The following is a 23432-nucleotide window of genomic DNA, read 5'->3' on the forward strand; positions in this document are numbered from 1 at the left end:
TGCTCACCTTTTCGTATCAGCCTCTGTCAACCTGTAGCCCCGTAAGGTCACAACACTCAACATCACAAGCACCGCAGCAACCAGAAATACAATCCGAACCCCTGTTGGATGCTCCAGAGAATAACCATATTGAGAAAAAATGAGCGGTATGATCAGAGTTGAGAACGAGAGTCCCATCCCGATCGAGAAAGAGAAAATACTGTAATGAAAAGCTTCTCGTCGCTGTCCTGTCACCTTAGCATCCTGCTCTACAACATCTCCCATCATGGCGTAAATTAAGACAAAATATCCGCCCAAAAAAGGTCCAAGAATACCAAAGACGATCGCAGCTTGGAGCGTACTGGAAACATTGATAAACCATCCTACTCCGGTCAGTAATGCGCTGGTGAGTGCGAACCCTAGCAGAGAGACTTGCAGCAATGCGCGATCGCGGTAAATTCGGCTCAACCGATTCCAAATCGGCGCAGCAATCAGCATCGCAATGACCACGATCGCTTGATATCGTCCTACTGCTGCCTCTGGCTCCCGCAGAATCAGAGTGACAAAGTAAGGTAGATTCGACAGCAACATTGCATACGCAGTCTGTACTAGAATCGTCGAGCTACAGAGAATCAGAAAGGGTCGATTTTGGAACATTGCGCGAAGACTTTGCCCAAAGCTCATCGTCACGGTGGCATTGTGTTTTGGATGCTCTGGGAGTACCTGCACCGTGAGTCCCGCCGTCACTAGCCCGATCACTCCAATGACCGCCCCCATTGCCACTGCACCCCAGCGACCATAAACCACACTTGCGATCACTGCACCCGCTAGCACACCAATAATCCCAAAAATGTTCTTCCACATACTGAGACGAACCCGCTCCGCTGCCGTTGTTGCGAGTTCAGCCAAGCTGCCATCGTACGGAACACCAACTAGACTAATCCCTGTATAAAAGACGATCGTCATCGTAAGAAAGTAGATCGCATTCAGCAGACTAGTACTACAGTTGTAGATATTGGGAACCCTAGAAATGTCGTGAACATTTTGGGGCTGGTGGTCGATGCTGAGTCATCCAGGTGCATTGCTACAAATGAGGACTGAGGTGCAGACATGGCTGCGTGAATTCGATGCACTGATTGCGCGAGTCGGGTATCAGTTCGGACGAGTCGAAGCCAGACAACGGATGCAGGAGTACGTTCAAGGGTTGCTGAGTCCAATTGAGCGCAAGAACGGTTGGCAGTTGTCAGAGCAATGTGGCGATGAGACACCTTATGGCATCCAACATCTGTTGAATCGGTCAAAATGGAGTGCAGATGAGTTGCGGGATGATGTTCGCAGCTATGTGGTGGAACAGATGGGAGATCGTGAAGCTGTGCTTGTGATTGATGAAACCGGATTTCTCAAAAAAGGCAAGCATTCCGTTGGGGTACAGCGGCAGTACTCTGGAACCGCAGGACGAGTCGAGAACTGTCAGATTGGCGTGTTCCTAGTCTATGCAACTCGTCAAGGACATACATTTCTTGACCGAGAATTGTACTTGCCGAAAAGTTGGACAGACGACGCGGCACGTTGTCGAGCGGCGCATATCCCCGTGGAGCGCAAGTTTGCTACCAAGCCAAAACTGGCACGTATGATGCTGGAGCGAACGTTTGAAGCACAAGTGCCCGTGGGCTGGGTGACAGGGGATAGTGTGTATGGCAGTGACTACCACTTGCGCGATTTGTTGGAACAACATCAGGTGCGCTATGTGCTGGAGGTCGCGTGTGATCACTCGGTCAGTTTCAAGTGGGAAAAACAGCGGATTGACCAAGTTATTGCTGAACTTGACTCCAGTGATTGGTCACGCCTGAGTGCAGGCAGCGGTGCAAAAGGACAACGCTGGTTCGATTGGACAGCGATTGCTATCCCGCATCCTGAGCGACCAAACTGGCAGCGTTGGGTGGTGGCACGCCGTTCTGTTGACCAACCCAATGAAGTTGCCTACTTCTTAGCATTTGTTCCGACGGAAACTCCCCTCGAAGCCGTCGTCAAGATCGCAGGCACGCGCTGGACAATCGAAATGTGCTTTCAAACTGCCAAAGGGGAAGTCGGCTTCGACCAGTATGAGGTCAGAACTTGGCAAGGCTGGTATCGTCATATCACCTTATCTTGCCTCGCTCATGCGTTTTTGACGATAGTCCGCTCACATGCATCTGAATTAGAAAAAGGGGGGCATCTATCGCGTCAGTTCTCCGCATTCAAGCGCAAGCGTGGTCTGTAATTCCAAACTCAATTGCTGAGATTCGCCGCTTGATCTGGCATTTAGGTTGGGAACTCAAACAGTCGATGTTGTTTCGATTGCATTGGTCGATGTGGCGACAACAGCATCAAACAGTGGCACAGTTCCATCACTACAAACGCCGTCAGGCTATATATTCCCAAGACTTATCACGATAGATCTACAACTGTAGTACTAGGCTGTGCAGTCGGAGGCATCCAAAGCAACAGCAGCGAGAATAGTGTGATGACGCTACCAACCATCAAAAAGGGTTTACGTCGCCCCCAACGACTGCGGGTGACATCGCTCCAATGTCCAATCCAAGGGTCAATGATGGCATTCCAAACTCGACCGATCGCAAGCAACGTGCCGACGACTGCAACTGAGAGATATTGCACCCCTGCGGTATCAGGTGGCGCGTAGTAATAGAGTAGCCAGGTAGAAACAGAGGTATTGATCAAATTGATGCCGATCGAAGTGCAACTATAGAGGAGAGTTTGCCGCAGCGTTAGAGTAGAGGGCATGAAAAAGCTCGCGAGAAACTAGAAGTTGTGTTGCCCAGCAGGAGCTAGGTTTCTCAATAGGATATATCGTTTTCTGGCGGCAGGGTGGCAATTCCTAGCTCTAGTAGCTTCGTTTCAATGCTTTTAATGAAGGCAACATCGGTTTCAGGCAACGTCACGAGATTGATTTCAGATGGCTCTAAAAAGGCGAAGGCTTGCCGGAACTGAGAGGGTGTTGCTGCAATGGGTGCATCAAAATGGCAAGGAATAATCTGGCAAAACTCCCAAGTAGCAATTTGATTTGCCCACTCAATCACCTGCTGCGGGGCTTGCGGCAAAATTAGCGTCTGTAAGATGGGAGCTACAAAGGGTCGTCCGTTGGCGCGGAGTGCCTGAAACGATCGCTGCCAATCGGCTTGCCATCGCCAGGGAAATAACCCAAAATAGACTTTTCTTGTGTGATTCGGTGCTTTCAGTGCCCCGCGAACTGCCTGCTTGAGTCCAATCGGTTCGAGTGTTGCGGGACGGAAATACACGGCAAATAAAGCAATGCGCTGCCATCCTTTGCACCGATTCGCTTCAGTATCTTCGATGGGTTCCGCCGCATCTTCTCTGGCATGAAAGAGTAAGGGATAGGGATCGAGTTGCGCGATCGTAGGTGGGTCTTCGGAGATTGAAAGAAGGGTATCGGTCAGCAACAGCGATCGTGATGCTTTGTGCAGTACTGCTACTTCTACAAACGATCCCCGACCGAGATCAATATCGAGGACTGCATAATCAAATTCGTCAGCAAACGGAGCAAGCTTGCTATCTTGCGGCAGAATCTGGGTGCGATCCTTGGGAAAGCCTAGCCAACTGAGGGGAAGATTTACCGGAAAGCTCCACTGGTGCGGCGCAACGAACACTTGAGCCGTTGGAAAACACCGCGCAAACGGGCCGACAAACACTTTATGCTCTAGCCCTGAAGCGGTCGGCAGCAGAATATACTTCACATCACCGTGCTCTGCGACCAAGGCTTTGACCAAACGCAAACATTCGGGCGTGGGAGCAACAGGCGCATAAACGAGTAACCCTCCAGCTTCGAGACGCACGACCGTCATCCGAATCGGAGTCACCGTGTAGAGAATGCCATGAAGTTGTTCAAAGCTCCAGATTGTGTTCTCCACAATTTCCCGACAAATGGTTCGGCGTTTGCTGTAGGGATAAAGTGGCAAGGTGAACCAGAAGAACCAAGACCAGTCGCGCTGATCCGGTGGTGAATGGTGGAGTAGTTTTTTTGATTTGGCTCCCCGACCGGGCATCATGCGATCGCTCCTGCAACACTTCCTTTTCTATTTTTACTGCCCTGATCGCAGCAATTGAATTTCTTTAGCTCTAAAGTTTAGACAACTTTGCGATTCTTTTGAAAAGCGTGCAGATAGTGCCTTGTGGCGGAGATCCCTCGCCATCTTCGCAAAGACGGGCAGGAGGCAAGTCTGATAGCGCAATGGGAGCCTGCGTCCACACAATTTGCGATGACGATCGAGCTTCAGACGATTTCAACTCGCACTTGCATAAGACAAAAAATAAATCGTAGAGAGCATTAGATACGCATTCTGAAAAGCTGCCTCACTCAACTCACTTAGGAGAACGAAAATGAAAATGTTGAAAGCTGGTGCTCTGTTGACACTGCTGATGGGTTTAGGTTTATCGTCGAGCCAAACTGTCATGGCTAGTAACCCTCGGCTTTGCCCGGTTGATCAACCCTGTTTCACAGAAAGTTATCAGTCAGGGAATCAGGTAATTTTCCGATTTGACGGAATTTCGGGGTGGGACTTTTACAATGTTCGCTACCGCGTGAAGGGAGGCGGTGAGAAACAAGTCGTTAACCGTTCTGGACGCTTCACGTTTAAGAATGTTCGACCCAACCGAATCTATACGATCAGTGTCCAAGGCTGTAATTCACGCTTTTTAGCTCGCTCGACCTGCTCACCTTGGGTTCAGGAATCCGTTGAGACGAGATGACCGTTGCAGTACGATCGCAAATTATCGCTGCATAATTCCCAAATTTGAATCGTACTGGTTGAGTAGAAACCACTGACACACATTCCCAAACATCCCCAAACTATGAAATCTCTACATCAGCTTTTCCAAAAACGCACGCTTGGTGTTGCTCTCTTACCGTTTACTGTTTTGCTGACTGTTGGAACGGCTCATGCCAGCCAAGTTGTTTCTGAATGGTACTTCGGTAAATGGAACTGTCGAATTGATGGACGACCTGCCCAAATGCAATGGAAAGTAGTAGATGCTCCAAACACACATTGCCAAGGCGGAGTCTGCTCCACGACTTCGGGAGTAAAAGTGGTCGGGTGGTTTAGCGACAGTGGGAGTGCTTGGGTTCCTTTAGCAAAGCGCTACAGTCGCGGCAATGATTTTGGCATTCGATATCAAGGGAAAGAGCAGGATAATTGGTTCCTTCGCTACGATCCGCAAACGCGATCGGCAACAGGTTGGACAACGTGGCGCGGGAATCGCTATCCCTTATCATGTCAGAAACGGTAGAAGCTCATCAATTTACTTGTTGGGCGAAGGTTTGAGACGCAGGCGAATCGAGTTGAATAGACTTTAGCAGGAAATCTCGCAGAATTGATTCCACCGCTGTTCTTGTGCTGGCATTTCCGCTCCCCAAACGCCTGTCTTGCAAGCCTAGTCAATTGGATGACAAGTATACGTCCACTGTCATCCCCGCACCTCGTAAGCGTTCTGCTAAAACTTCGCCCAGTCCAGTTGCGGGTGTGAGAATTCCTCCTCTTGCTGAACCTCCTGGGAGTTCATCTGCTTGAAGTGCTAGACACAAGGCAGACTCGCAGACGAATTTGACCGTTGCACGATTGCCCGGATCGCCCTGATCTCGAATCGTGGCTTGTACCTTTCGCCCGTCGCTCGCAGTTCCAATTAATTCACACGAGAACCAGCCATCATTCATGGTTTGCTCAGATGGACCACTACCAGGTTGCGGCAAGATGGGTTTTATCAGCGATCGCAATTGTGGTTGTTGGAGCACTCCGACCATCAATCCCAGTGCTGCCGTCAGTCCAAAAGCAGACAGTGGCTCGTTAAACTTCAGATACTCTTGATAGCTAAACTCTGCACCATATGACTCCTGCCAGTCTTCATACAGTCCAGCACTGCGGCGCACAATGCGAGTGTTGACTACACCCATGAAGAAAGGTGCTACCCAAGTTTTCAGGTCAGCATCAAAGAAGGGCACTTGCGGGTCATGGCTGCGCTCAATTTGGGTGGGAGACTGATTTGCGGATGGATTCAGCAAAAAAGGGCGATTCATCTGCGCCAATCCTTTTGAATCGTAGAGATTGAATGCCGATGCCAAAGTGCCCCCATTAAAACCGCCCGCCGCTTGAAAATAAGCCTTCACTTGCTGACAAGAGAGCTGGAATTCTTGTTGCAGATAGCGAACAATCAAGTAAGCGCCTAAGTCCGATGGAACCGAATCAAAGCCACAGCAGGGAATAATGCGAGTTCCGTCGAGGGCAGCTTGAGAATGATAGCGATCGATTAACGTTCTTACCCAAGGCGTTTCTCCTGTGATGTCTACATAATGCGTTTTGTATCGTATACAGGCATCGACTATTGCATCGCCATAAAGTGCAAATGGGCCTGCTGTGGTGAGAATCACTCTGGTTTGAGCCACGATCGCATCGATCGCCTGCTGATCCCGACTATCAGCAACCAGTACATCGACATTCACCCCGACTTGATCCCGAACTGCTTCTAACTTTTGCCGATTTCGTCCTGCGATCGCCCATCGTACGGTCTGAGATGCGGCATGTTTCGCAAAATACTGCACAGTCTGTTTGCCGACGAAACCGCTAGCACCGTAGAGAATGACATCATAAGACCGTTCAGACATAGGCGCAAAACTCTATCAATTTATAAAATTGCTCACTGAATCATAAGCAATCGAACTAAGACTGTGTCATAGGTACAAAGTCTCAGTTCGATCGCGACAGATTGCCAATCTGAAACTGATCTTAATGCGTGCGTCGATGTCCATCCCAAGAATTCGGCTTTCCTTAACAGACAATTTCAAATCGTATCAAACCAAATCTCGAAACGATCGCGCTACAATGATATGCTGCCTTGAATCAATTCCATTTCAAACATTATGTCATTGCCGATCGTTGCCATTATTGGTCGTCCGAATGTGGGTAAGTCTACCCTGGTAAACCGCTTAGCTCAGGTACAGGATGCGATCGTCTTTGACCAGCCTGGAGTGACCCGCGATCGCACTTACAAAAGGGCATTTTGGCGCGATCGAGAATTTCAGGTGGTCGATACAGGTGGATTAGTGTTTGATGACGACACTGAATTTTTGCCCTTGATTCGAGAGCAAGCCATGGCGGCACTTGCAGAATCGAAAGCAGCGATTTTCGTCGTCGATGGGCAGGCGGGATTGACCCAGGCAGATGAAGAAATTGCTCGATGGTTGAGACAGCAACCTGTTCCAGTCCTGATCGCTGTGAATAAGTGCGAGTCCGTGGATCAAGGATTAGTGCAGGCAGCAGAGTTTTGGGAGTTAGGACTGGGTGAGCCTTTCGCAGTTTCCAGCATTCATGGCAGCGGCACAGGGGATTTGCTCGATCGGGTGGTTGAACATTTTCCACCGACTGATGAGATCGAGGAAAGTCCTGAAATTAAAGTTGCGATCGCGGGTCGTCCGAATGTTGGTAAATCCAGTCTTTTGAATGCGTTTGTCGGTGAGAATCGCTCGATTGTCAGTCCGATTTCTGGCACGACACGAGATGCGATCGACATGCTCGTGGAACGCGATGACAAGATGTATCGATTGATTGATACAGCCGGGATTCGTAAGAAGAAGAATGTCGAATATGGCCCGGAATTTTTCGGGATCAATCGGGCATTTAAGGCAATTGATCGATCTGATGTCGTGTTGCTCGTCATTGATGCTTTGGATGGCGTGACCGAGCAGGATCAGAAATTGGCAGGGCGGATTGATGATGAAGGGCGTGCCTGCGTCGTAATTGTGAATAAGTGGGATGCGATCGAGAAAGACTCGCACACGATTTATGAATACGATCAGCAAATTCGCGATCGCTTGCATTTCGTCGAATGGGCGGAAAGCATTTTTATCAGTGCGAAAACCGGGCAGCGGGTCGAAAAGATTTTTGAACTCGTCGATCGCGCTGCTGAGCAGCATAAGCGACGCATTTCGACTTCTGTGATTAATGAAGTGCTAGAAGATGCGCTCTCCTGGCATACACCGCCCACGACTCGCCAAGGGCGACAAGGGAAGATCTACTACGGTACGCAGGTCAGCTCTGCGCCTCCAACGATCGCGCTATTTGTCAACGATCCGCATTTATTTAACGACAACTATCGGCGTTATATCGATCGTAAATTCCGCGAATCGTTAGGGTTCCAAGGCACTCCGTTGCGGCTATTATGGCGAGGTAAGAAACTGCGGGAAGTGGAACGGGGAAATAGCCCGAATCGTGCAACCAAAGTTTAAGACGGTGGTCTAAAGCATGGATTTACTGCGATCGTTGCCAATCGGGCTGTATTTGGAGCAGCCTATTACCTGGATGCACCGACTCGATCCCCGGGTAAAAATTGCCTGGTTGATGAGTTTTTTGGCAGCTCCAATTTTGGCGACAGCGGAATGGCGATTGGCGATCGTGGTCGTGCTGATTCTGCTGACGGTGGTAGCGCAGATTCCGATGCGCGTATGGCGGCAGCAGATGGGATGGTTGCTGGCTTTGGCGCTGTATGTGTTCTCGCTAGTGGCGATCGCTCCGGATGGGTTGAGTGTGGAACCGCGACCGAGATTGCCGGAGAATGAATTGGCGTTTGTGCAACAGCCTGCGACGATACCGGAACCCGCACCGCAAAAGCCCTGGTTTAACCCGTTTCAGCCGACTCCGAAGGCGCAAGAAGAGTTTGCGAAAAGCCAGAGACGACCGGAATTAAAGCAGCCGACAGATTATCGGTATGTCGTATTTCAACGCGGTCCAATTCGGGTGACTCGGCGATCGCTGGATTTGGCAATTCGAGTCAGTACTCTGCTGTTTACGCTGATTTATAGTACGAATTTATTTTTGCTGACGACTGCTCCAGAGGAAGTGACCGCAGGTTTGGAGGATTTGATGCGTCCGTTGCGACGGTTTAATCTGCCCGTGACCGAGGTTGCATTGACATTGACATTATCTTTGCGGTTCATTCCGTTGGTGCTAGAGGAATTTCAGAATTTAGTGCGATCGGTGCGAACCCGAGCGATTAACTGGAAGAAATTGGGCTTTAAGCGGACGGCGCAGGTGTGTTTGTCGGTGGCGGAGCGGTTGTTGCAGAATTTGCTGCTGCGGGCGGAACAGATGGCAAATGCAATGAAGGTGAGAGGATTTACTAGCCCAAATCAGCATCGGGTGCAGTGGCATCATTTGGTTTTGAAGCGATTTGATTGGGTGGCGCTGGTGTTGCTAGGTGGATTTTGGGTGGCGAGATTAGCGATCGGGTGAAGTTTCAGGATGATGAAGTATAAAATCATTCTTGACTGAAGCGAACTCCAAAAGATTTAAGCGACTCCATAACCTGTGTCAGGTCTAGCATAAGCAGGCTGTAACCCCAGGACGATATCCTCTCTTGGCACGCCCATCTCTACGAGTTCTTGAGCAATTAATCGATCGGTTTGATTACGTTGAATCCAGATCTTTCCACCCTTGATATCTAAGTGCATTAGACAGCTATAAAATCGTCGCTGTCCCTGCCAGCCTAAACTTACCAACTGATAATGATCATGCTCTTGATCAAAAATGACTTGAGTCTCTAAATCATCTTGATTTTCATTAGTGGCATACTCTTTGAGTAATGACCGAATTGCTTGCCGATACTGTTCTAATTTCTCCATTGCACAATCACCTCTGTCAGCACGTCATATATCAATAATTTAACTGCATACTTTTGTACCGAAGCGATCGCTAAAGGACGTTGAAAAAACTCTTCATATGCTTTTAGGGGAACTGCCAAGTAAAGTACTCGCTCAGGCTCCAACGTTTCCAGTACTAATCGATAATTGAGAAACTGCCCTAATGCCGCATGATAATCAAAAAGTGCTGACTCACTCAAAAAGCTCTTGATCTCAACTGCGATTTTCTGAGTTCCTTTCTGTGCTGCAAGAAGCTGTTCCGCACCTAAGTCAATCCTAACTTCATCCTTGTCTTCAAATTTTAATCTGAGTGGATCATCTGTAATTGTCCACTGCTCTTTAAGGAGAGCGACCTTTACAGCATTGTGATATCGATCTCTGGCAGACATCCTTTTTCTTTTGATACTGGTCTAATTGTATCAAAATCACTTGAACTGAGATTAATTCAACAGTTCAAGGATTCGGAGGAGAGCGATTTCGATTTTGTCCGATCGCTCATTTAATTCTTTACCTAAAGATGCGATCGCTTTTTCTAGTAAATAGTGATTGAGCAATCGCTTTAATTCATCACTGCTTTGAGGTAAAAATTTCCCCGACTGTGCCGTCTCAAAATATGACTTGAGGAAAGTTCCGCCTGCCCAATACTTCCAATGCTGTGCCCCTTGTTTCATCTTCTTGAGTTGGCTCGGTGAATGCTCAGCCGTGCTGATCTCATTGGCTAAAGCAATTTCAGCCGCAACATGAAACGATTGCATCATCCCCGCAGCATCTCTGAGCGGAGAACGTTTAATTCGTCGATCGCTTAAGCTCCGCAACGAATTCCCCTCGAAATCGATCAGAACAAAGTCTTTGCCCGTATAGAGCGCTTGACCCAGATGATAGTCGCCATGATATCGAGTCCGCAAAGCTGTAATCTTCTGATCTAAAATGCCGCGAAACTGTTCTAGACAAGGCTCGTATAGTTCTAAAACATCGCGCGCTAGTAACGGATCAGCAATGTGATGAAGTTGGTTTCTGAGTGCTAAAAAGACTCGTCCTGTGAGATTGCGAGCGTATTGGTAAATCGATCGCTGATACAACGACGTAAAAGGTTCTGGCTTGAAGTCAGGATGTTCAGACTCAGTAGCTAATGCAAGATGCAATTCAGCAGTTCGTTGTCCTAGGAGTTGAATATTCGCGAGATAAGTTCCGATCGCAGTTTGAATAAAATCAGGAATATCCTCTAGCGTCGCAACTTCAGGAACTTCATGATTGTTCAGCGACTCGAAGTAGGTGCGAAGACTGTCGAGAGTATAGTCCCAAGTGCTTTGCGCTCCTGCAATGAACTCTTGAAGAACCGCGATCGTCATCGGAGCGCGTCCAGGAATTTGATACTCGATCGAGCCTAGAATTCGGGGAATATGGTTGAACTTTGAATCGAGAAATCGACGGATTTCGAGATCCGGATTCATCCCCTCTTCAACGTGACGGAATATTTTTAGAAGAAGTTCAGCTTCTGCCCCAGTTTTGACAGATTCGCCGTAGAGAATCGAAGTATTGTTATGCTCGCCTTTAAGTAAACAAGCTTCAAAAGAATTGGGAAGATTGACAGTCGTTGACTTCAGTTGTCCAAACTCTCCCGTTGCTTGCACACCATGTCGCAAGAGACTGAGTAAGATAGTCAGAAAAGTTGGATCAGTCACCGCCTCAAATAAAACACCCTCCTCAAGCTGAGCAATCACAGAAGCATCGAGTTCGCGATCGCCATGCGCAATAAACATCACATACGTTTCGGGTTGCTCTTGAATGTAGCTTACTTGCAGCCAAATGAGTTGAACCTCAGGGGAGATCGGAATCATTTCAATAATTTGAGCCGATTGAACCGATTGCGTTCTCGCCTTGAACCAACGATATTGTTTAAAGTGATCAACTAGAATATTTTCTAGCTTTGCTCTGCTACTAGAACGAGCCAGCAATGTCTCCCAGGTGCTTCTAATTGTGGGAAGTTCTGTTTGAGTTGAAGAATCAACAGGCTTTAGACTGAACCAGTAGAAAGCGTAAGCTCCTAAGCTCAAGAAGTAAGGAGCCTCTTTCACCGCTGGAAACTCAGTCCGTCCAAACACTTCCACTGGAATCGAACCTGAGAAAGCAGAGAGATCTAGCTCAACCGTTTGCACAAATCGTGACAGATTTGCCACAACCAGAATACATTCATCTTTATACGTGCGAGTGAAAGCTAGAACTTTGCGATTTTCTGGGTGTAACAGTTGAAAGTCACCCCGTCCGAATGCCTGAAAGCGCTTACGAGTTGCAATGAGGCGGCGCATTGCACTGAGCAGAGAGTTCGGATTCGATCGCTGAGCTTCAACATTCACCGTCGTATAGTTGTACTCAGAATCCACAATGATTGGTAAGTATAGTTTATGAGGATTCGCGCGACTGAATCCGGCATTGCGATCGTCACTCCACTGCATCGGAGTTCTCACCCCATTGCGATCGCCCACATACACATTGTCCCCCATACCAATCTCATCGCCATAGTACAGCACAGGTGTACCCGGAAAAGTCAGTAAGAGACTGTTGAGCAGTTCGATCTGTCGTCGATCGTTACCGAGTAATGGTGCTAATCTCCGCCGAATTCCCAAATTCACCCGCATCTCTTTGTCTTGAGCATAGACCCGATACATATAATCTCGATCTTCATCCGTCACCATTTCCAGCGTCAGTTCATCATGATTCCGCAAGAAAATGCCCCACTGACAGTTTTCAGGAATTGGTGGAGTCTGTTGCAGAATGTCATTGATCGGAAAGCTATCTTCCATTCGCACAGACATAAACAAGCGCGGCATCAATGGAAAATGAAAGTTCATATGACATTCATCGCCATCGCCATAGTAGGCAGCAGCATCTTCAGCCCACTGATTGGCTTCTGCAAGCAACATGCACTCTGGATAGTTCGATTCCACATGCTTGCGTAGCTTCTTCAAGAAAGCATGGGTTTCAGGGAGATTCTCGCAGTTGGTTCCTTCTCGTTCGTATAAGTAAGGTACAGCATCCATGCGCAAGCCATCTACGCCCATCGCCAGCCAGAAATCGAGCACCTCAAAAACGGCTTGCTGAACAGCCAGATTGTCATAGTTCAAATCAGGCTGGTGAGAGTAGAAGCGATGCCAAAAGTAGGCGTTTGCGACGGAATCCCATGTCCAGTTAGAAGTCTCGAAATCTTGAAAAATAATTCGAGCTTCCTGGTACTTATCTGGGGTATCGCTCCATACATAAAAATCTCGTTCGGGTGAACCGACAGGCGCACGTCGCGCCCTTTGAAACCAGGGATGTTGATCAGACGTGTGGTTGATAATTAGTTCGATGATCACCCGAATTCCACGCGCATGAGCCGCTTCTAGAAACGCTTGAAAATCCTCGATCGTGCCATAAATGGGATTGACGCTCGTATAGTCCGAAATGTCATACCCATCATCTCGCAGAGGCGAAGGAAAGAAGGGCAGTATCCAAAGCGCAGTTACTCCTAAACTCTGGAGATAATCTAGCTTTCCAGTTAAGCCGACAAAATCTCCAATGCCATCATTATTACTATCTGAAAAAGCGCGGACGGGAACTTCGTAGATGATTGCGTCTTTGTACCATTGCGGATCGTAATTGAGTGTGGAGAACTGCATCATCGTCAAAGTTGCCTAAACTTTATCGTATAAAGCTAGTCGGTTTTGTCGGTCACTGTCTTCATCCTGAGAGAGGTTTTTAATTTCTGTCTGTGGGAGCATGACCAGTCCGCCAAAGTCGAATAGCGTTTCGATCAATGAACCAGTGATGATTTTATGTTTCAGCGATCGAGCGGTATCGTACTTCAGCCTACCAGTTTACCCAGCAAGTTTGGCATCGGAGATTTAGGACAATCCGCCTACGAATTTGTGGATTTCCTGGCAAAAAGTGGTCAGTCGCTTTGGCAAATTTTGCCTTTAGCGCCGACTGGATATGAGCATTCACCCTACACGATGAACTTCAGTGTGTTTGCCGGAAATCCGTTGCTCATTAGCTTAGAACAGCTTGCAGAAGAAGGATTGCTGAAGTTAGATGAGTTAGTTCCGCTCGAAGGCAGCGTTGAAAAAGTCGAGTTCGATCGCGTGATCCCGTATAAAACAAAGTTACTGCAATTGGCATTCAACCGCTTTGCTCCGACTCCTGAATTTGATCAGTTCTGTCAGCAGCAAGCAGCGTGGCTCGATGATTTTGCATTGTTCATGGCATTGTTAGAAGCGAATGATGGCAAGAACTGGAATCAATGGGATCGCTCGATCGCACAACGCGACCTGCAAGCGATGCGAAATGCTCAAGATGCCTTAAAACCAGCTATCCAATTTCAGCAATTTTTGCAATTCAAGTTCTTTCAGCAATGGATGAAGCTGCGCGAGTATACCAACTCGAAAAACATTCAGCTCATTGGAGATATCTCGATTTACGTTTGCTTCAATAGCGTCGATGTGTGGGCACATCCAGAGATTTTTAAGCTCGATCCTGAAACGTTTGAACCTACTTTCATCGCAGGTGTGCCACCCGATTATTTCAGTGCGACCGGGCAGCTTTGGGGCAATCCTGTTTACGACTGGGATCAACTCCAGAGTAGTCAGTATGAATGGTGGATTCAGCGCTTTCAAACCACGTTACAGTATGTCGATATTGTGCGAGTCGATCACTTCCGGGGATTTCAAGCTTACTGGCAAGTTCCGGCAGGCGAAGAGACTGCCATCAATGGCGAATGGATCGAAGCACCCGGAGCCGACTTTTTTGAAACCTTAGGGCAGCGATTAGGACAATTGCCCATCTTGGCGGAAGACTTAGGGATCATTACGCCTGAAGTGGAGGAATTGCGCGATCGCTTCAATTTTCCCGGCATGAAAATTCTCATGTTCGCATTCAGCGATGATGCGAGTAACACACACTTACCGCATCATTATGTTCACAATAGCGTGGTCTATCCTGGAACGCACGATAACGATACGGCGATCGGATGGTGGAATACCATATCTCAGTCGGAGAAAGATAGGTTAGCGGCTTATGTGGGTTACCCGATCGAAGAAATTCACTGGACATTGAATCGGATGGCATTAGCTTCTGTCGCAAATTGGGCGATCGTCGCTTTGCAAGATGTGCTTGGGTTAGATGGAAGTGCCAGGATGAACGATCCGAGTCAAAACGCTGGAAATTGGCGCTGGCGATATCGCAGTTCTGAATTGCTAACAGATGAACTGGCGGAGAAGCTACGATCGCTGACGATGCTGTATGGTCGAATTTAATGTTGAAGTGGCTGAGCCTAGCTCCTGGCTTCTGAGGCCCGATTAACGCGGTGATGTCGCGAGTGTGGAAAGAGTATTCACGATTTCATTCGGTGAGTCTAATTTGGACAGAAAACAATCAAATCCAGCCGCGAGAGCAGCATCAGCATGAACATCTCGATGGTAAGAGGTCACACCCACTGCTGGGAGAGAGCGAATCTCTGGACGTGGATGGTTGCGGATCTGTTGAATTAACCAAATTCCATCATGCGACGGTAATTTAATGTTGGCGACTAAAACGTCAGGCTGATAGGTTTCCAAGACCGCCAGTACAGATTCAGCTTCCATGCACAATCTGACCGTTGCACCTGCGCCCTGGAATATCACCAGGAGTAAATCGGCAATATCCAGCTCATCCTCGACCAGTAAAATTTGAATTCCCTTTAGCGGGTGTTGTGGGGGTGCTGCCATCGAGCGACTTTGGTGTGAAGGCATGATCACCATCCTTAGATGAGATTAATGGAATTAGTACAACACATTTTGTTTGTTGAGACATCAGACTAAATCGGTAACTCTGCTCGGTTGCTAATTTGATCTCACTAATTTCGCAAATAAAAGACTTCAAACCCAGAACTGATGCTGCTTCTAGTAGGTTGATTGTTTCCTATAGAAAGGTAGTGATTGCTATCGTCAAGCTGATGACACGATTAAGATTTTCTATTTCCCTAGTGGTTTTATTGAAAGTTGACTAGGCTGAAGAACAGCAGACGGCAATTGAATCATTGCCGTCTAGAAGAGTAAAATACGACCCCGATTTTCAAAGCACGCGTGTGATCTTCCAGCTTTTCAAATATCGAGTTCTGCGTCTGAAAGCTTTCTAGTTCATAAACTTAATCAAGTGTAGTTTCTTATTCATGCTCACTATTCATTCTGCGAGTGGTGCCTCTCCACCCCTAACAATGACCCAATTAGAAGACTTGCTGATTTATCTCAACCAATTTCATCAAGTTGATCTCACAGGCTACAAACGTTCTACTTTGATGCGTCGAATCCGGATACGAATACAGCAAATTGAGTTGGAGAATTATCAGAGCTATTTTGATTATTTGCAGCAGCACCCAGACGAGATCAAATGCCTCGTCGATACGGTTTACATCAACTACACTTATTTCTTTCGCGATCCTTTAGTGTGGCAGTACCTTGCAGATCAGGTCGTCTTACAGATGCTCGCAAATACAGCACCCAATGACCCAATTCGGGTCTGGAGTGTAGGATGCGCGTCAGGAGAAGAAACCTATGCCTTGGCAATGCTCTTCATCGAAGCTTTGGGCGTAGAAGCGTTTCAACAACGGGTGCAGATCTATGGAACGGATGTTGATTCCGATGCGATTCTGCAAGCTCGTCAAGGTCGTTATCTCGCTCATAAAATTGAACTCGTTCCGCCTGCCCTGCAAGAACAGTATTTTGAGCGCAGAGACGATGTTCACTACTGGCGACAGGATTTGTTCCCTTCGATCGACTTTCACGTTCATAATCTGATTCAAGACCCGCCTCTACCTCACATCGATCTACTAGTTTGCCGCAATTTGTTCATCTATTTCACAGAAGCAGCTCAACTTCAAGCATTGGTCAGGTTTTATCTGAGTTTGGAGGACAATGGATTTTTGTTGCTCGGTCATGTAGAGAACTTGATCACTGCTGCTGAACGATCGCTGTTCACGCCGCTGAATCGGCAACGCAAAGTATTTACGAAAGTGCCAGGTGCTCACCAAAAGAACCCCTTACTCTTGTGCCGTTTGCCATAGTTCATATCGCTGATTTCGTCGATCGAAGGCTGATGATCAACATGGCTTGGTTTACAGGAATTTGTAGCTTAATTCAGCACTTCTACTCTGTAAAGTGGACTTAGGATTGATGTGTATCCACGACAATGACAGTTACAGTCGCGATAATTCTGCCGTTGTTAACGGACAAAAATAGAAGGCGTTTTCTGTGCTTGGAACTTCTTCAGTAAGGACGACCAGTCGTTTGGCAACAGACAAGCATGATTATTAAGATTCATGATGAGTGACGAGCAAATCAGGCAGCATTTTCAAGTCATCCGACAGCAAATTGCGGCGCAACTAGGAGAAGATACGGCAGGTTGGAGGGAAGTTGATGCAGCGCTTGAGGATTTACAGGTGATCTATGAGCAGATGCAAGCGAGTTTGGAGGCAATCGAGGAAGTTGAAGCAGAACTGTTTCAGCGGCAGCAGGACTATCAAGATCTATTTCAGTTTTTCCCGATCGCTTCATTGATCACGAATGCTAACGGCTTGATTCTGGACGCAAATCAAGCGATCGCTCAACTCCTGAATGTGCCCTATAGCTACCTTGTTGGCAAGCCGTTGGCGGTGTTTGTAGCAGAGAAAGATCGCGCCCGTTTTCGGACTCATCTCAATCGGCTATCTCAAAGCGAGGGCATCCAAACTTGGCACACGCGCTTGTGTCCTCGGGATAGCGAACCCATTCTGACGGAGTTTCAGGTGGCAATCGCTCGTGATATCGAGGGGCGGATTGAACGGTTGAGAATTGGTGTGTACAACTTGAGCCAATCTCAGGCAGCGCTTGCCTCGTTGGTTGCGAGAACATCGGTTGCTTCGCAGATCCCTCAACCACTCGACGGCTTACAGGTGCTAGTCGTCGATGATGATATGGATGTCCGGGAATTTGTGACGATGGTATTGGAGACACACGGCATCGGAGTCAGGACAGTCGCAAGTGCAGCAGCAGCTTTAGAAGAATTAGAACGATTTCGCCCGGATGTGTTGATCAGTGACCTTCGGATGCCGGGTGAGGATGGTTATAGCTTAATTCGGCGAATTCGCGAACGAGAAGCCGAGCAAGGGGGGCATCTTCCTGCAGCTGCCATTACAGCTTATTTAGATGAGGATAAAGCAAAAGCGATCGCGGCTGGATTTGAAGCCCATTTACACAAATTGGTTCAACCGAGCGAGTGGGTGAAAATGGTGGCTCAACTTGCAAGACAAGCATCGAGTCCAGAGTAAGATTCTGTAGGACTCTGACATTTGCCTGCATTTTGCTGAGCGATGAATCTTGCAAGAAATCCAAAGAAGGCTGCTTTGAACTCACCTTGAAATTGCATCACGATCGAAGAGAATTAAGTATGGCGATCGCCCCTGACTGGTTCCGAGTTGTCATCTGGTCGAATTACACTACGGTACGATCGAGGGAACGAGTGAGGAAGAAGGGCAAGGAGCAACATTGACCGTCAGACTCCTACTCATCAGCCCCGCTCAAATGAAGTCAGATCCTCAAGTGCGGGAGTAACCAGCACCATGCAATGCTCCAATTCTGAAACCGCTTCTGAACCTGCTATGGCGAACCCTGTTTTGACGACTGAAGCGTTATCGCGTGCTTTGATCGCAAATCTTCCAGGGGGGGCGGCGTTTGTTGTCGATCGCGACTTGCGTTATTTGCTGGCAGAGGGAGAAGCTCTGGCAACTGCCGGATTCAAACCCGAAGATTTGGTTGGGCAAACGATTTTTGAGGCATTGCCGCCCGATCTCGCTGCAAGTTACGAGCCGCTGTACCGTCAAGCTCTAGCTGGTGAGCCGTTCGAGCATGAACATAACGCTCACAATCACACTTACATCTCGCGGGGAACACCGCTTCGGGCTGAAAATGACGAAATCTATGCGGTGCTGGTGGTTTCTTATGACATCAGCGAGCGCAAGCGCGTCGAAGACGAGCGCAAACATGCTGAAGTAGCCCTACGCGAATCGGAAGCCAAATATCGATCGCTGTTCGATTCGATCGACGCAGGCTTTTGCATCTTCGAGATGCTTTACAACGCGGTGGGCGAGGCGATCGATTTCCGCTACATCGAGACCAATCCAGCCTTCGAGCGACAGAGTGGGCGCAGACCGCAGCCGGGGCAAACGATGCGGGAACTCTTCCCGGAAGCAGAGGATATGTGGCTGAAGGACTACGCGGAGGTTGCCCGCACCGGACAGTCGAAGCGGTTCATCGACTATCACGTAGACCTCGATCGCTGGTTTGATGTCTTTGTCTTTTCCACCCACAACGGCGGAAACCAGCTTGCGGCACTCTTCAGCGATGTCACCGACGAGAAGCGGGCAGAGACTGCCCTGCGGGGGTCGGAAGCGAAATATCGATCGCTGTTCACATCGATCAACGAAGGCTTTAACCTGCTGGAAATGATTTCTGACGAGTCGGGTCATCCCTGTGATTTTCGGATTGTGGAAACGAATCCAGCCTGGGAACAACAAACTGGCTTAACTGATGCAGTTGGCAAGACGCTGCTGGAAATCGCCCCCAATTTTGAACAGCAGTTGCTTGATCTCTATGGTGATGTCGTGTTTTCTGGCAGAGGGAGGCGTACCGAATACTACACAGCATCCATTGACCGTTGGTATACCGTCTATGCCTCGCGGATCGGTGGTGAAGGAAGCCGTCAAGTTGCTGTAGTGTTCAACGATATCAGCGATCGCAAACGAACCGAAGAGCAGCAAGCGTTTCTGCTGAAATTTAGCGACGCGCTGCGGGCGGAACCCGATGCAGATGCCATCGCTAACCGTGCCATCCAAATGCTCATCGAGCATCTGCAACTCGATCGCAGTTACATCACATCGTACTATTTGGAAGATAACCGCGCCGACGTCAATTATCAAATTGGCAACGACAGCGTGCCACCGTTGCCCGATCACTTCGTTTTGTCCGACTTCTCCGAAGCTCTTAAAGCCACGTTTGAAGGAACCCTCGTTATTGAAGACGACTGGGAGAGACAGGGGTTGTCGGAAGCCGAGAAACGCAACAGCCATAATCTCGGAATGCGTGCAATGGTTGCGGCGACATTGCGTAGGGAAAACCATCCGCTTTGGTCAATGGTTGCGATCTCCTCACGCCCCCGGCGCTGGATGTTGGCTGAAATCGCTCTAGTCGAAGAAGTTGCCGAACGGACTTGGGTAGCCATCGAACGCGCCCGCGCTGAAGCAGCGTTACGGGAGTCGGAACTTCAGCGAGTGCGAGAACAATCTGAGCGTGAACAAGAACGCCAACGCGCCGAATCTCTGGCAGAACTCGATCGCGCCAAAACCCTCTTTTTCAGTAACATCAGTCACGAGTTCCGCACCCCGCTGACGTTGTTGTTAAATCCGTTGCAGGATGTATTGAGCGATCGCGCTCTGCCAACGCTTCACCGAGAACGCCTAGAACTCGCTCAGCGCAATAGTCTTCGTCTCTTAAAACTGGTGAATACCTTGCTCGATTTCTCTCGCATCGAAGCGGGTCGAATGGAAGCGAGTTATGAGCCAACTGATCTGTCTCAGTTTACGGCAGATCTTGCGAGTGTGTTCCGATCCGCGATCGAGCAAGCCGGACTCCGATTGACCGTCGATTGTCTACCGCTGCCGGAAGCAGTGTATGTCGATCGCGAGATGTGGGAAAAAATCGTGCTCAATCTGATCTCGAATGCGTTCAAGTTCACCCTAGCAGGCGAAATCATCGTCAGACTGCATCCGGTTAATCATCACGTCATTCTGGAGATTGAAGATACAGGAAGTGGCATTGCACCGGAAGAACTGCCGCATGTGTTTGAGCGATTTCATCAAGTCCGAGGGGTACAGGCACGATCGCAAGAAGGCTCCGGAATCGGTCTAGCCCTGGTGCATGAACTCGTCCAACTCCAAGGCGGAACGATTCACGTCAGCAGTACGCTCGGACAAGGCAGTTGTTTTACGATTTCTCTGCCGTTTGGTTCCGAGCATTTGCCGCTCGATCGCATCAAAGCCTCGCAATTTCTCCCCTCGATCACAATCGGGGCAACCCCTTATGTGCAAGAAGCTGAACTTTGGCGACCCTTGCGGTATCTGCGGAGCAGCGCGCATCCTCAACCGCTTCCAGATTCCTCGAATGCACGGGTTCTTTTAGTCGATGACAACGCAGACATGAGGGATTACCTGACGCGCATTTTGAGCGAATCGGTTCAAGTAGAAGCAGTTGCCGACGGCGCTTCTGCTCTGGTAGCGATTCAAAGGCAACTGCCTGATCTGGTCCTAACGGATGTAATGATGCCTGGATTGGATGGCTTTGGGTTGCTGCAAACGTTACGCGCAAATCCCCAAACTAGAGAAATTCCGATCCTTCTGCTCTCGGCGCGTGCAGGTGAAGAAGCGATCGTAGAAGGACTCGAAGCCGGAGCCGACGACTATCTGATCAAACCCTTCTCAGCACAAGAACTTATCTCTCGTGTCAATGCTCATCTGCAAATCGCCCAACTCCGCACTACAGCGCTGCGTGAGGCAAGAAGCACAATCCAAAGTCGGGATGAACTGCTCTCGACCGTTTCCCACGAACTCAACACGCCACTGGTCTCGATTCTAGGCTGGACGCGGCTCTTACGATCGACTCCACCCAGTCCAGCGATTTTGACCAAAGCCTTAGATACGATTGAGCGCAATGCGACTGTACAAGCTGCTTTAGTACAAGACTTGCTCGATATTTCCCGGATTACGGTTGGCAAACTGCGCCTCAATCCTCAGCCTGTCGAACTGAAGTCGATCTTAGAAACTGTGATTGCTACCGTTGTTCAAACGGCTGAAGCTAAAACCATCGATTTAGTTTGGCAATCTCAACCCGATTACGATGTGCAAGTGATGGGCGATCTTGATCGTCTCCAGCAAGTTTTCTGTAATCTGCTGACAAATGCGATTAAATTTACCCCCGAGGGTGGCAGCGTGACCGTCGAACTATCAACCCTGCTTGACCAAGCTGAAATTCGAGTCAGGGATACTGGAATTGGAATTGCGGCTGACTTTCTGCCCCATGTCTTCGATCGCTTTCGTCAAGCAAGACCTTCCGATGCAACAAAAGGCTTAGGGGTCGGGTTAGCGATCGCGCATCACATCGTTAACCTGCACGGGGGAACGATCCAGGCAGAAAGCGCTGGAGAGGAACAGGGAGCAACCTTTATCATTCACTTGCCACTTCTCGCGTCAATGACTGATGAGCAATTGACTCAATCAGAGGTGTAGCCCCTCACCACACACAGCACCTATTCATTGCCACGCAATTCCGTATCGCCCAGGTCAATGACCCAAAGCTGCTAACTGTGCCCGTGCCTTCTGCAACGATTCAAACCATTCTTTCTCCGGATCACTATCGGCAACAATTCCCGCCCCAACTTGTCCCCAAACTGTTGCGACTTCTCCTGACTTTGCATACAACAACGTGCGAATTAAAATATTCAAATCCAAATTTCCACGTCGATCGAGAAACCCACAAGATCCATAAAACAAACTACGCCGCACAGGTTCTAATGCTTCTACGATCTCCATACAGCGCACTTTCGGGCATCCCGTAATCGTTCCACCTGGAAACAAAGCGCGGATCACATCAATCGGTGTAAACTGCGATCGCACTGTGCCCACGACATTACTAACTAAGTGCATCACATGGCTGTATCGCTCAATCACAAGCAGCTCATCTACCTCTACCGTACCCCACTCACACACGCGACCTAAATCATTACGCTCCAGGTCAACGAGCATAATATGTTCGGCACGTTCTTTCGTGTTGTCTAACAGGTCTTGCTCAAATTGATGATCTTGTTCAATGCTCAGCCCTCGTGGACGAGTTCCAGCGATCGGGCGAGTTTCTGCAATGCGATCGCTCAACTTTACTAATCGCTCCGGAGAACAACTGATTACATCGCCCCAAGGCGTTTTCCAATAGCTTGAAAACGGGGAGGGATTAATCGATTGCAGCGCGCGATAAATGCTCCAACTCTCTGCTGTTGTTTTTGCCTCAAATCGCAAAGACAAATTTGCCTGAAAGATATCGCCTGCTTGAATGTGCTGTTTTGCTTTGAGGACGATCGCTTCGTACTCAGTCTGACTCATGCAAAACTCAGTCTGAAATGCAGTCCCCGTTTGTGCCATCTCACCCTGATTGGATGAATTAGATTGTTGCGTAGATTGTTCAAGCTGATCTAACTGAGCTTCACTCCGTGCTGCAAGCCAAAGGGTTTGTTGCTCATGATCTAGCACAGCAAAGCAGTCTGGCTCGTACCAAAACGCGACTGGAAACGGCAATTTGTCATCTTTTAAATGCGGTAGCTTTTCAATTTCCCAAGCTAAGTCGTACCCAAGCCAGCCGAGCCAACCCCCAGTAAACGGCAAATGCTCAGGTTCGGCTGAATTGGATTGTTGTTGAATCAGATCGCTGAGAAACGGCAGAATTTCACCAATGCTCGGAGTCCAAACTTGGCGAGGCGCACCTGCACAAATCGAAAATCGTCCTAGCTGCGGATAATCCGAGGAGGCAGGATAAGGACTTTCGAGCAGTGTCGCAATTTCGTGATTCAGAAAACCAGCGGCAAAGACTTCTGAGCCTGTGCGTTCGTTCAGGGGCAGCGATCGCCAAATCCAAGGAGCCAAAAAAGTCATAGGGCACAAATTAAACCA

General features: G+C 48.6%; 18 protein-coding genes. 9 read left to right on the forward strand and 9 right to left on the reverse strand.

The window, feature by feature from the left end; all coding sequences use genetic code 11:
- Window positions 1-3: 3 nt before the first annotated feature.
- Window positions 4-1041, reverse strand: coding sequence for an MFS transporter (locus LEPBO_RS0125155; RefSeq protein ID WP_315881774.1), 1038 nt, complete (start codon window positions 1039-1041; stop codon window positions 4-6).
- Between the two features lie 28 nt (window positions 1042-1069).
- Here LEPBO_RS0125155 and LEPBO_RS0125160 point away from each other — a divergent pair, with 28 nt between their 5' ends.
- Window positions 1070-2239: an IS701 family transposase gene (locus tag LEPBO_RS0125160; protein WP_036045471.1), complete on the forward strand. Its 1170-nt coding sequence runs from the start codon at window positions 1070-1072 to the stop codon at window positions 2237-2239.
- Between the two features lie 167 nt (window positions 2240-2406).
- Here LEPBO_RS0125160 and LEPBO_RS0125165 read toward each other — a convergent pair whose 3' ends face one another.
- Window positions 2407-2760 carry an MFS transporter gene (locus LEPBO_RS0125165; protein ID WP_017290361.1) on the reverse strand — a complete coding sequence of 118 codons (354 nt, stop codon included), beginning with the start codon at window positions 2758-2760 and terminating at the stop codon, window positions 2407-2409.
- Between the two features lie 53 nt (window positions 2761-2813).
- A complete protein-coding gene (locus tag LEPBO_RS0125170; protein WP_144056268.1) occupies window positions 2814-4043 on the reverse strand; it encodes a DUF4336 domain-containing protein in 1230 nt (409 codons plus the stop codon).
- 331 nt (window positions 4044-4374) lie between these two features.
- On the opposite strand from LEPBO_RS0125170, the gene LEPBO_RS38230 reads away from it, so the two are divergent.
- Together LEPBO_RS38230 and LEPBO_RS0125180 are read left to right on the forward strand one after the other, a co-directional pair.
- Window positions 4375-4743, forward strand: a complete 369-nt coding sequence (locus LEPBO_RS38230) for a fibronectin type III domain-containing protein (protein ID WP_051077824.1) — start codon at window positions 4375-4377, stop codon at window positions 4741-4743.
- Between the two features lie 102 nt (window positions 4744-4845).
- Window positions 4846-5280, forward strand: a complete 435-nt coding sequence (locus LEPBO_RS0125180) for a DUF6006 family protein (protein ID WP_017290364.1) — start codon at window positions 4846-4848, stop codon at window positions 5278-5280.
- A gap of 148 nt (window positions 5281-5428) precedes the next feature.
- Here LEPBO_RS0125180 and LEPBO_RS0125185 read toward each other — a convergent pair whose 3' ends face one another.
- Window positions 5429-6649 carry a saccharopine dehydrogenase family protein gene (locus LEPBO_RS0125185; protein WP_017290365.1) on the reverse strand — a complete coding sequence of 407 codons (1221 nt, stop codon included), beginning with the start codon at window positions 6647-6649 and terminating at the stop codon, window positions 5429-5431.
- Between the two features lie 255 nt (window positions 6650-6904).
- On the opposite strand from LEPBO_RS0125185, the gene der reads away from it, so the two are divergent.
- Both der and LEPBO_RS0125195 read left to right on the forward strand, forming a co-directional pair.
- Window positions 6905-8269: a ribosome biogenesis GTPase Der gene (gene der, locus LEPBO_RS0125190; protein WP_017290366.1), complete on the forward strand. Its 1365-nt coding sequence runs from the start codon at window positions 6905-6907 to the stop codon at window positions 8267-8269.
- A 16-nt stretch (window positions 8270-8285) separates the two neighbouring features.
- Window positions 8286-9272: an energy-coupling factor transporter transmembrane component T family protein gene (locus LEPBO_RS0125195; protein WP_017290367.1), complete on the forward strand. Its 987-nt coding sequence runs from the start codon at window positions 8286-8288 to the stop codon at window positions 9270-9272.
- A 56-nt stretch (window positions 9273-9328) separates the two neighbouring features.
- Here LEPBO_RS0125195 and LEPBO_RS0125200 read toward each other — a convergent pair whose 3' ends face one another.
- The 3 genes from LEPBO_RS0125200 to treS are packed head-to-tail and all read right to left on the reverse strand — an operon-like array spanning window position 9329 to window position 13338.
- Complete coding sequence (locus tag LEPBO_RS0125200) at window positions 9329-9661, reverse strand: XisI protein (RefSeq protein ID WP_017290368.1); 333 nt, start codon at window positions 9659-9661, stop codon at window positions 9329-9331.
- Window positions 9649-10068: a XisH family protein gene (locus LEPBO_RS0125205; RefSeq protein ID WP_017290369.1), complete on the reverse strand. Its 420-nt coding sequence runs from the start codon at window positions 10066-10068 to the stop codon at window positions 9649-9651. Before LEPBO_RS0125205 ends, LEPBO_RS0125200 begins: the two co-directional genes overlap by 13 nt.
- Before the next feature lie 51 nt (window positions 10069-10119).
- Complete coding sequence (gene treS / locus LEPBO_RS0125210; protein ID WP_017290370.1) at window positions 10120-13338, reverse strand: maltose alpha-D-glucosyltransferase; 3219 nt, start codon at window positions 13336-13338, stop codon at window positions 10120-10122.
- A gap of 153 nt (window positions 13339-13491) precedes the next feature.
- On the opposite strand from treS, the gene malQ reads away from it, so the two are divergent.
- Window positions 13492-14967 carry a 4-alpha-glucanotransferase gene (gene malQ, locus LEPBO_RS0125215; RefSeq protein ID WP_017290371.1) on the forward strand — a complete coding sequence of 492 codons (1476 nt, stop codon included), beginning with the start codon at window positions 13492-13494 and terminating at the stop codon, window positions 14965-14967.
- 42 nt (window positions 14968-15009) lie between these two features.
- Here the strand turns inward: malQ and LEPBO_RS38235 are convergent, their stop codons facing one another.
- Window positions 15010-15441: a response regulator gene (locus tag LEPBO_RS38235; protein WP_071596241.1), complete on the reverse strand. Its 432-nt coding sequence runs from the start codon at window positions 15439-15441 to the stop codon at window positions 15010-15012.
- A 464-nt stretch (window positions 15442-15905) separates the two neighbouring features.
- On the opposite strand from LEPBO_RS38235, the gene LEPBO_RS38240 reads away from it, so the two are divergent.
- The 3 genes from LEPBO_RS38240 (at window position 15906) to LEPBO_RS38245 (ending at window position 22001) form a co-directional block, all read left to right on the forward strand.
- Complete coding sequence (locus LEPBO_RS38240; protein ID WP_017290373.1) at window positions 15906-16751, forward strand: CheR family methyltransferase; 846 nt, start codon at window positions 15906-15908, stop codon at window positions 16749-16751.
- 255 nt (window positions 16752-17006) lie between these two features.
- Window positions 17007-17993, forward strand: a complete 987-nt coding sequence (locus tag LEPBO_RS0125230) for a response regulator (protein WP_017290374.1) — start codon at window positions 17007-17009, stop codon at window positions 17991-17993.
- Window positions 17994-18323: 330 nt separating this feature from the next.
- Window positions 18324-22001 carry an ATP-binding protein gene (locus LEPBO_RS38245; protein ID WP_197693240.1) on the forward strand — a complete coding sequence of 1226 codons (3678 nt, stop codon included), beginning with the start codon at window positions 18324-18326 and terminating at the stop codon, window positions 21999-22001.
- Between the two features lie 54 nt (window positions 22002-22055).
- On the opposite strand, the gene LEPBO_RS0125245 is transcribed toward LEPBO_RS38245, so the two are convergent.
- Window positions 22056-23414, reverse strand: a complete 1359-nt coding sequence (locus tag LEPBO_RS0125245; protein WP_017290377.1) for an anthranilate synthase component I — start codon at window positions 23412-23414, stop codon at window positions 22056-22058.
- Window positions 23415-23432: the final 18 nt, after the last annotated feature.

This window comes from Leptolyngbya boryana PCC 6306, assembly GCF_000353285.1.
Lineage (GTDB): Bacteria > Cyanobacteriota > Cyanobacteriia > Leptolyngbyales > Leptolyngbyaceae > Leptolyngbya > Leptolyngbya boryana.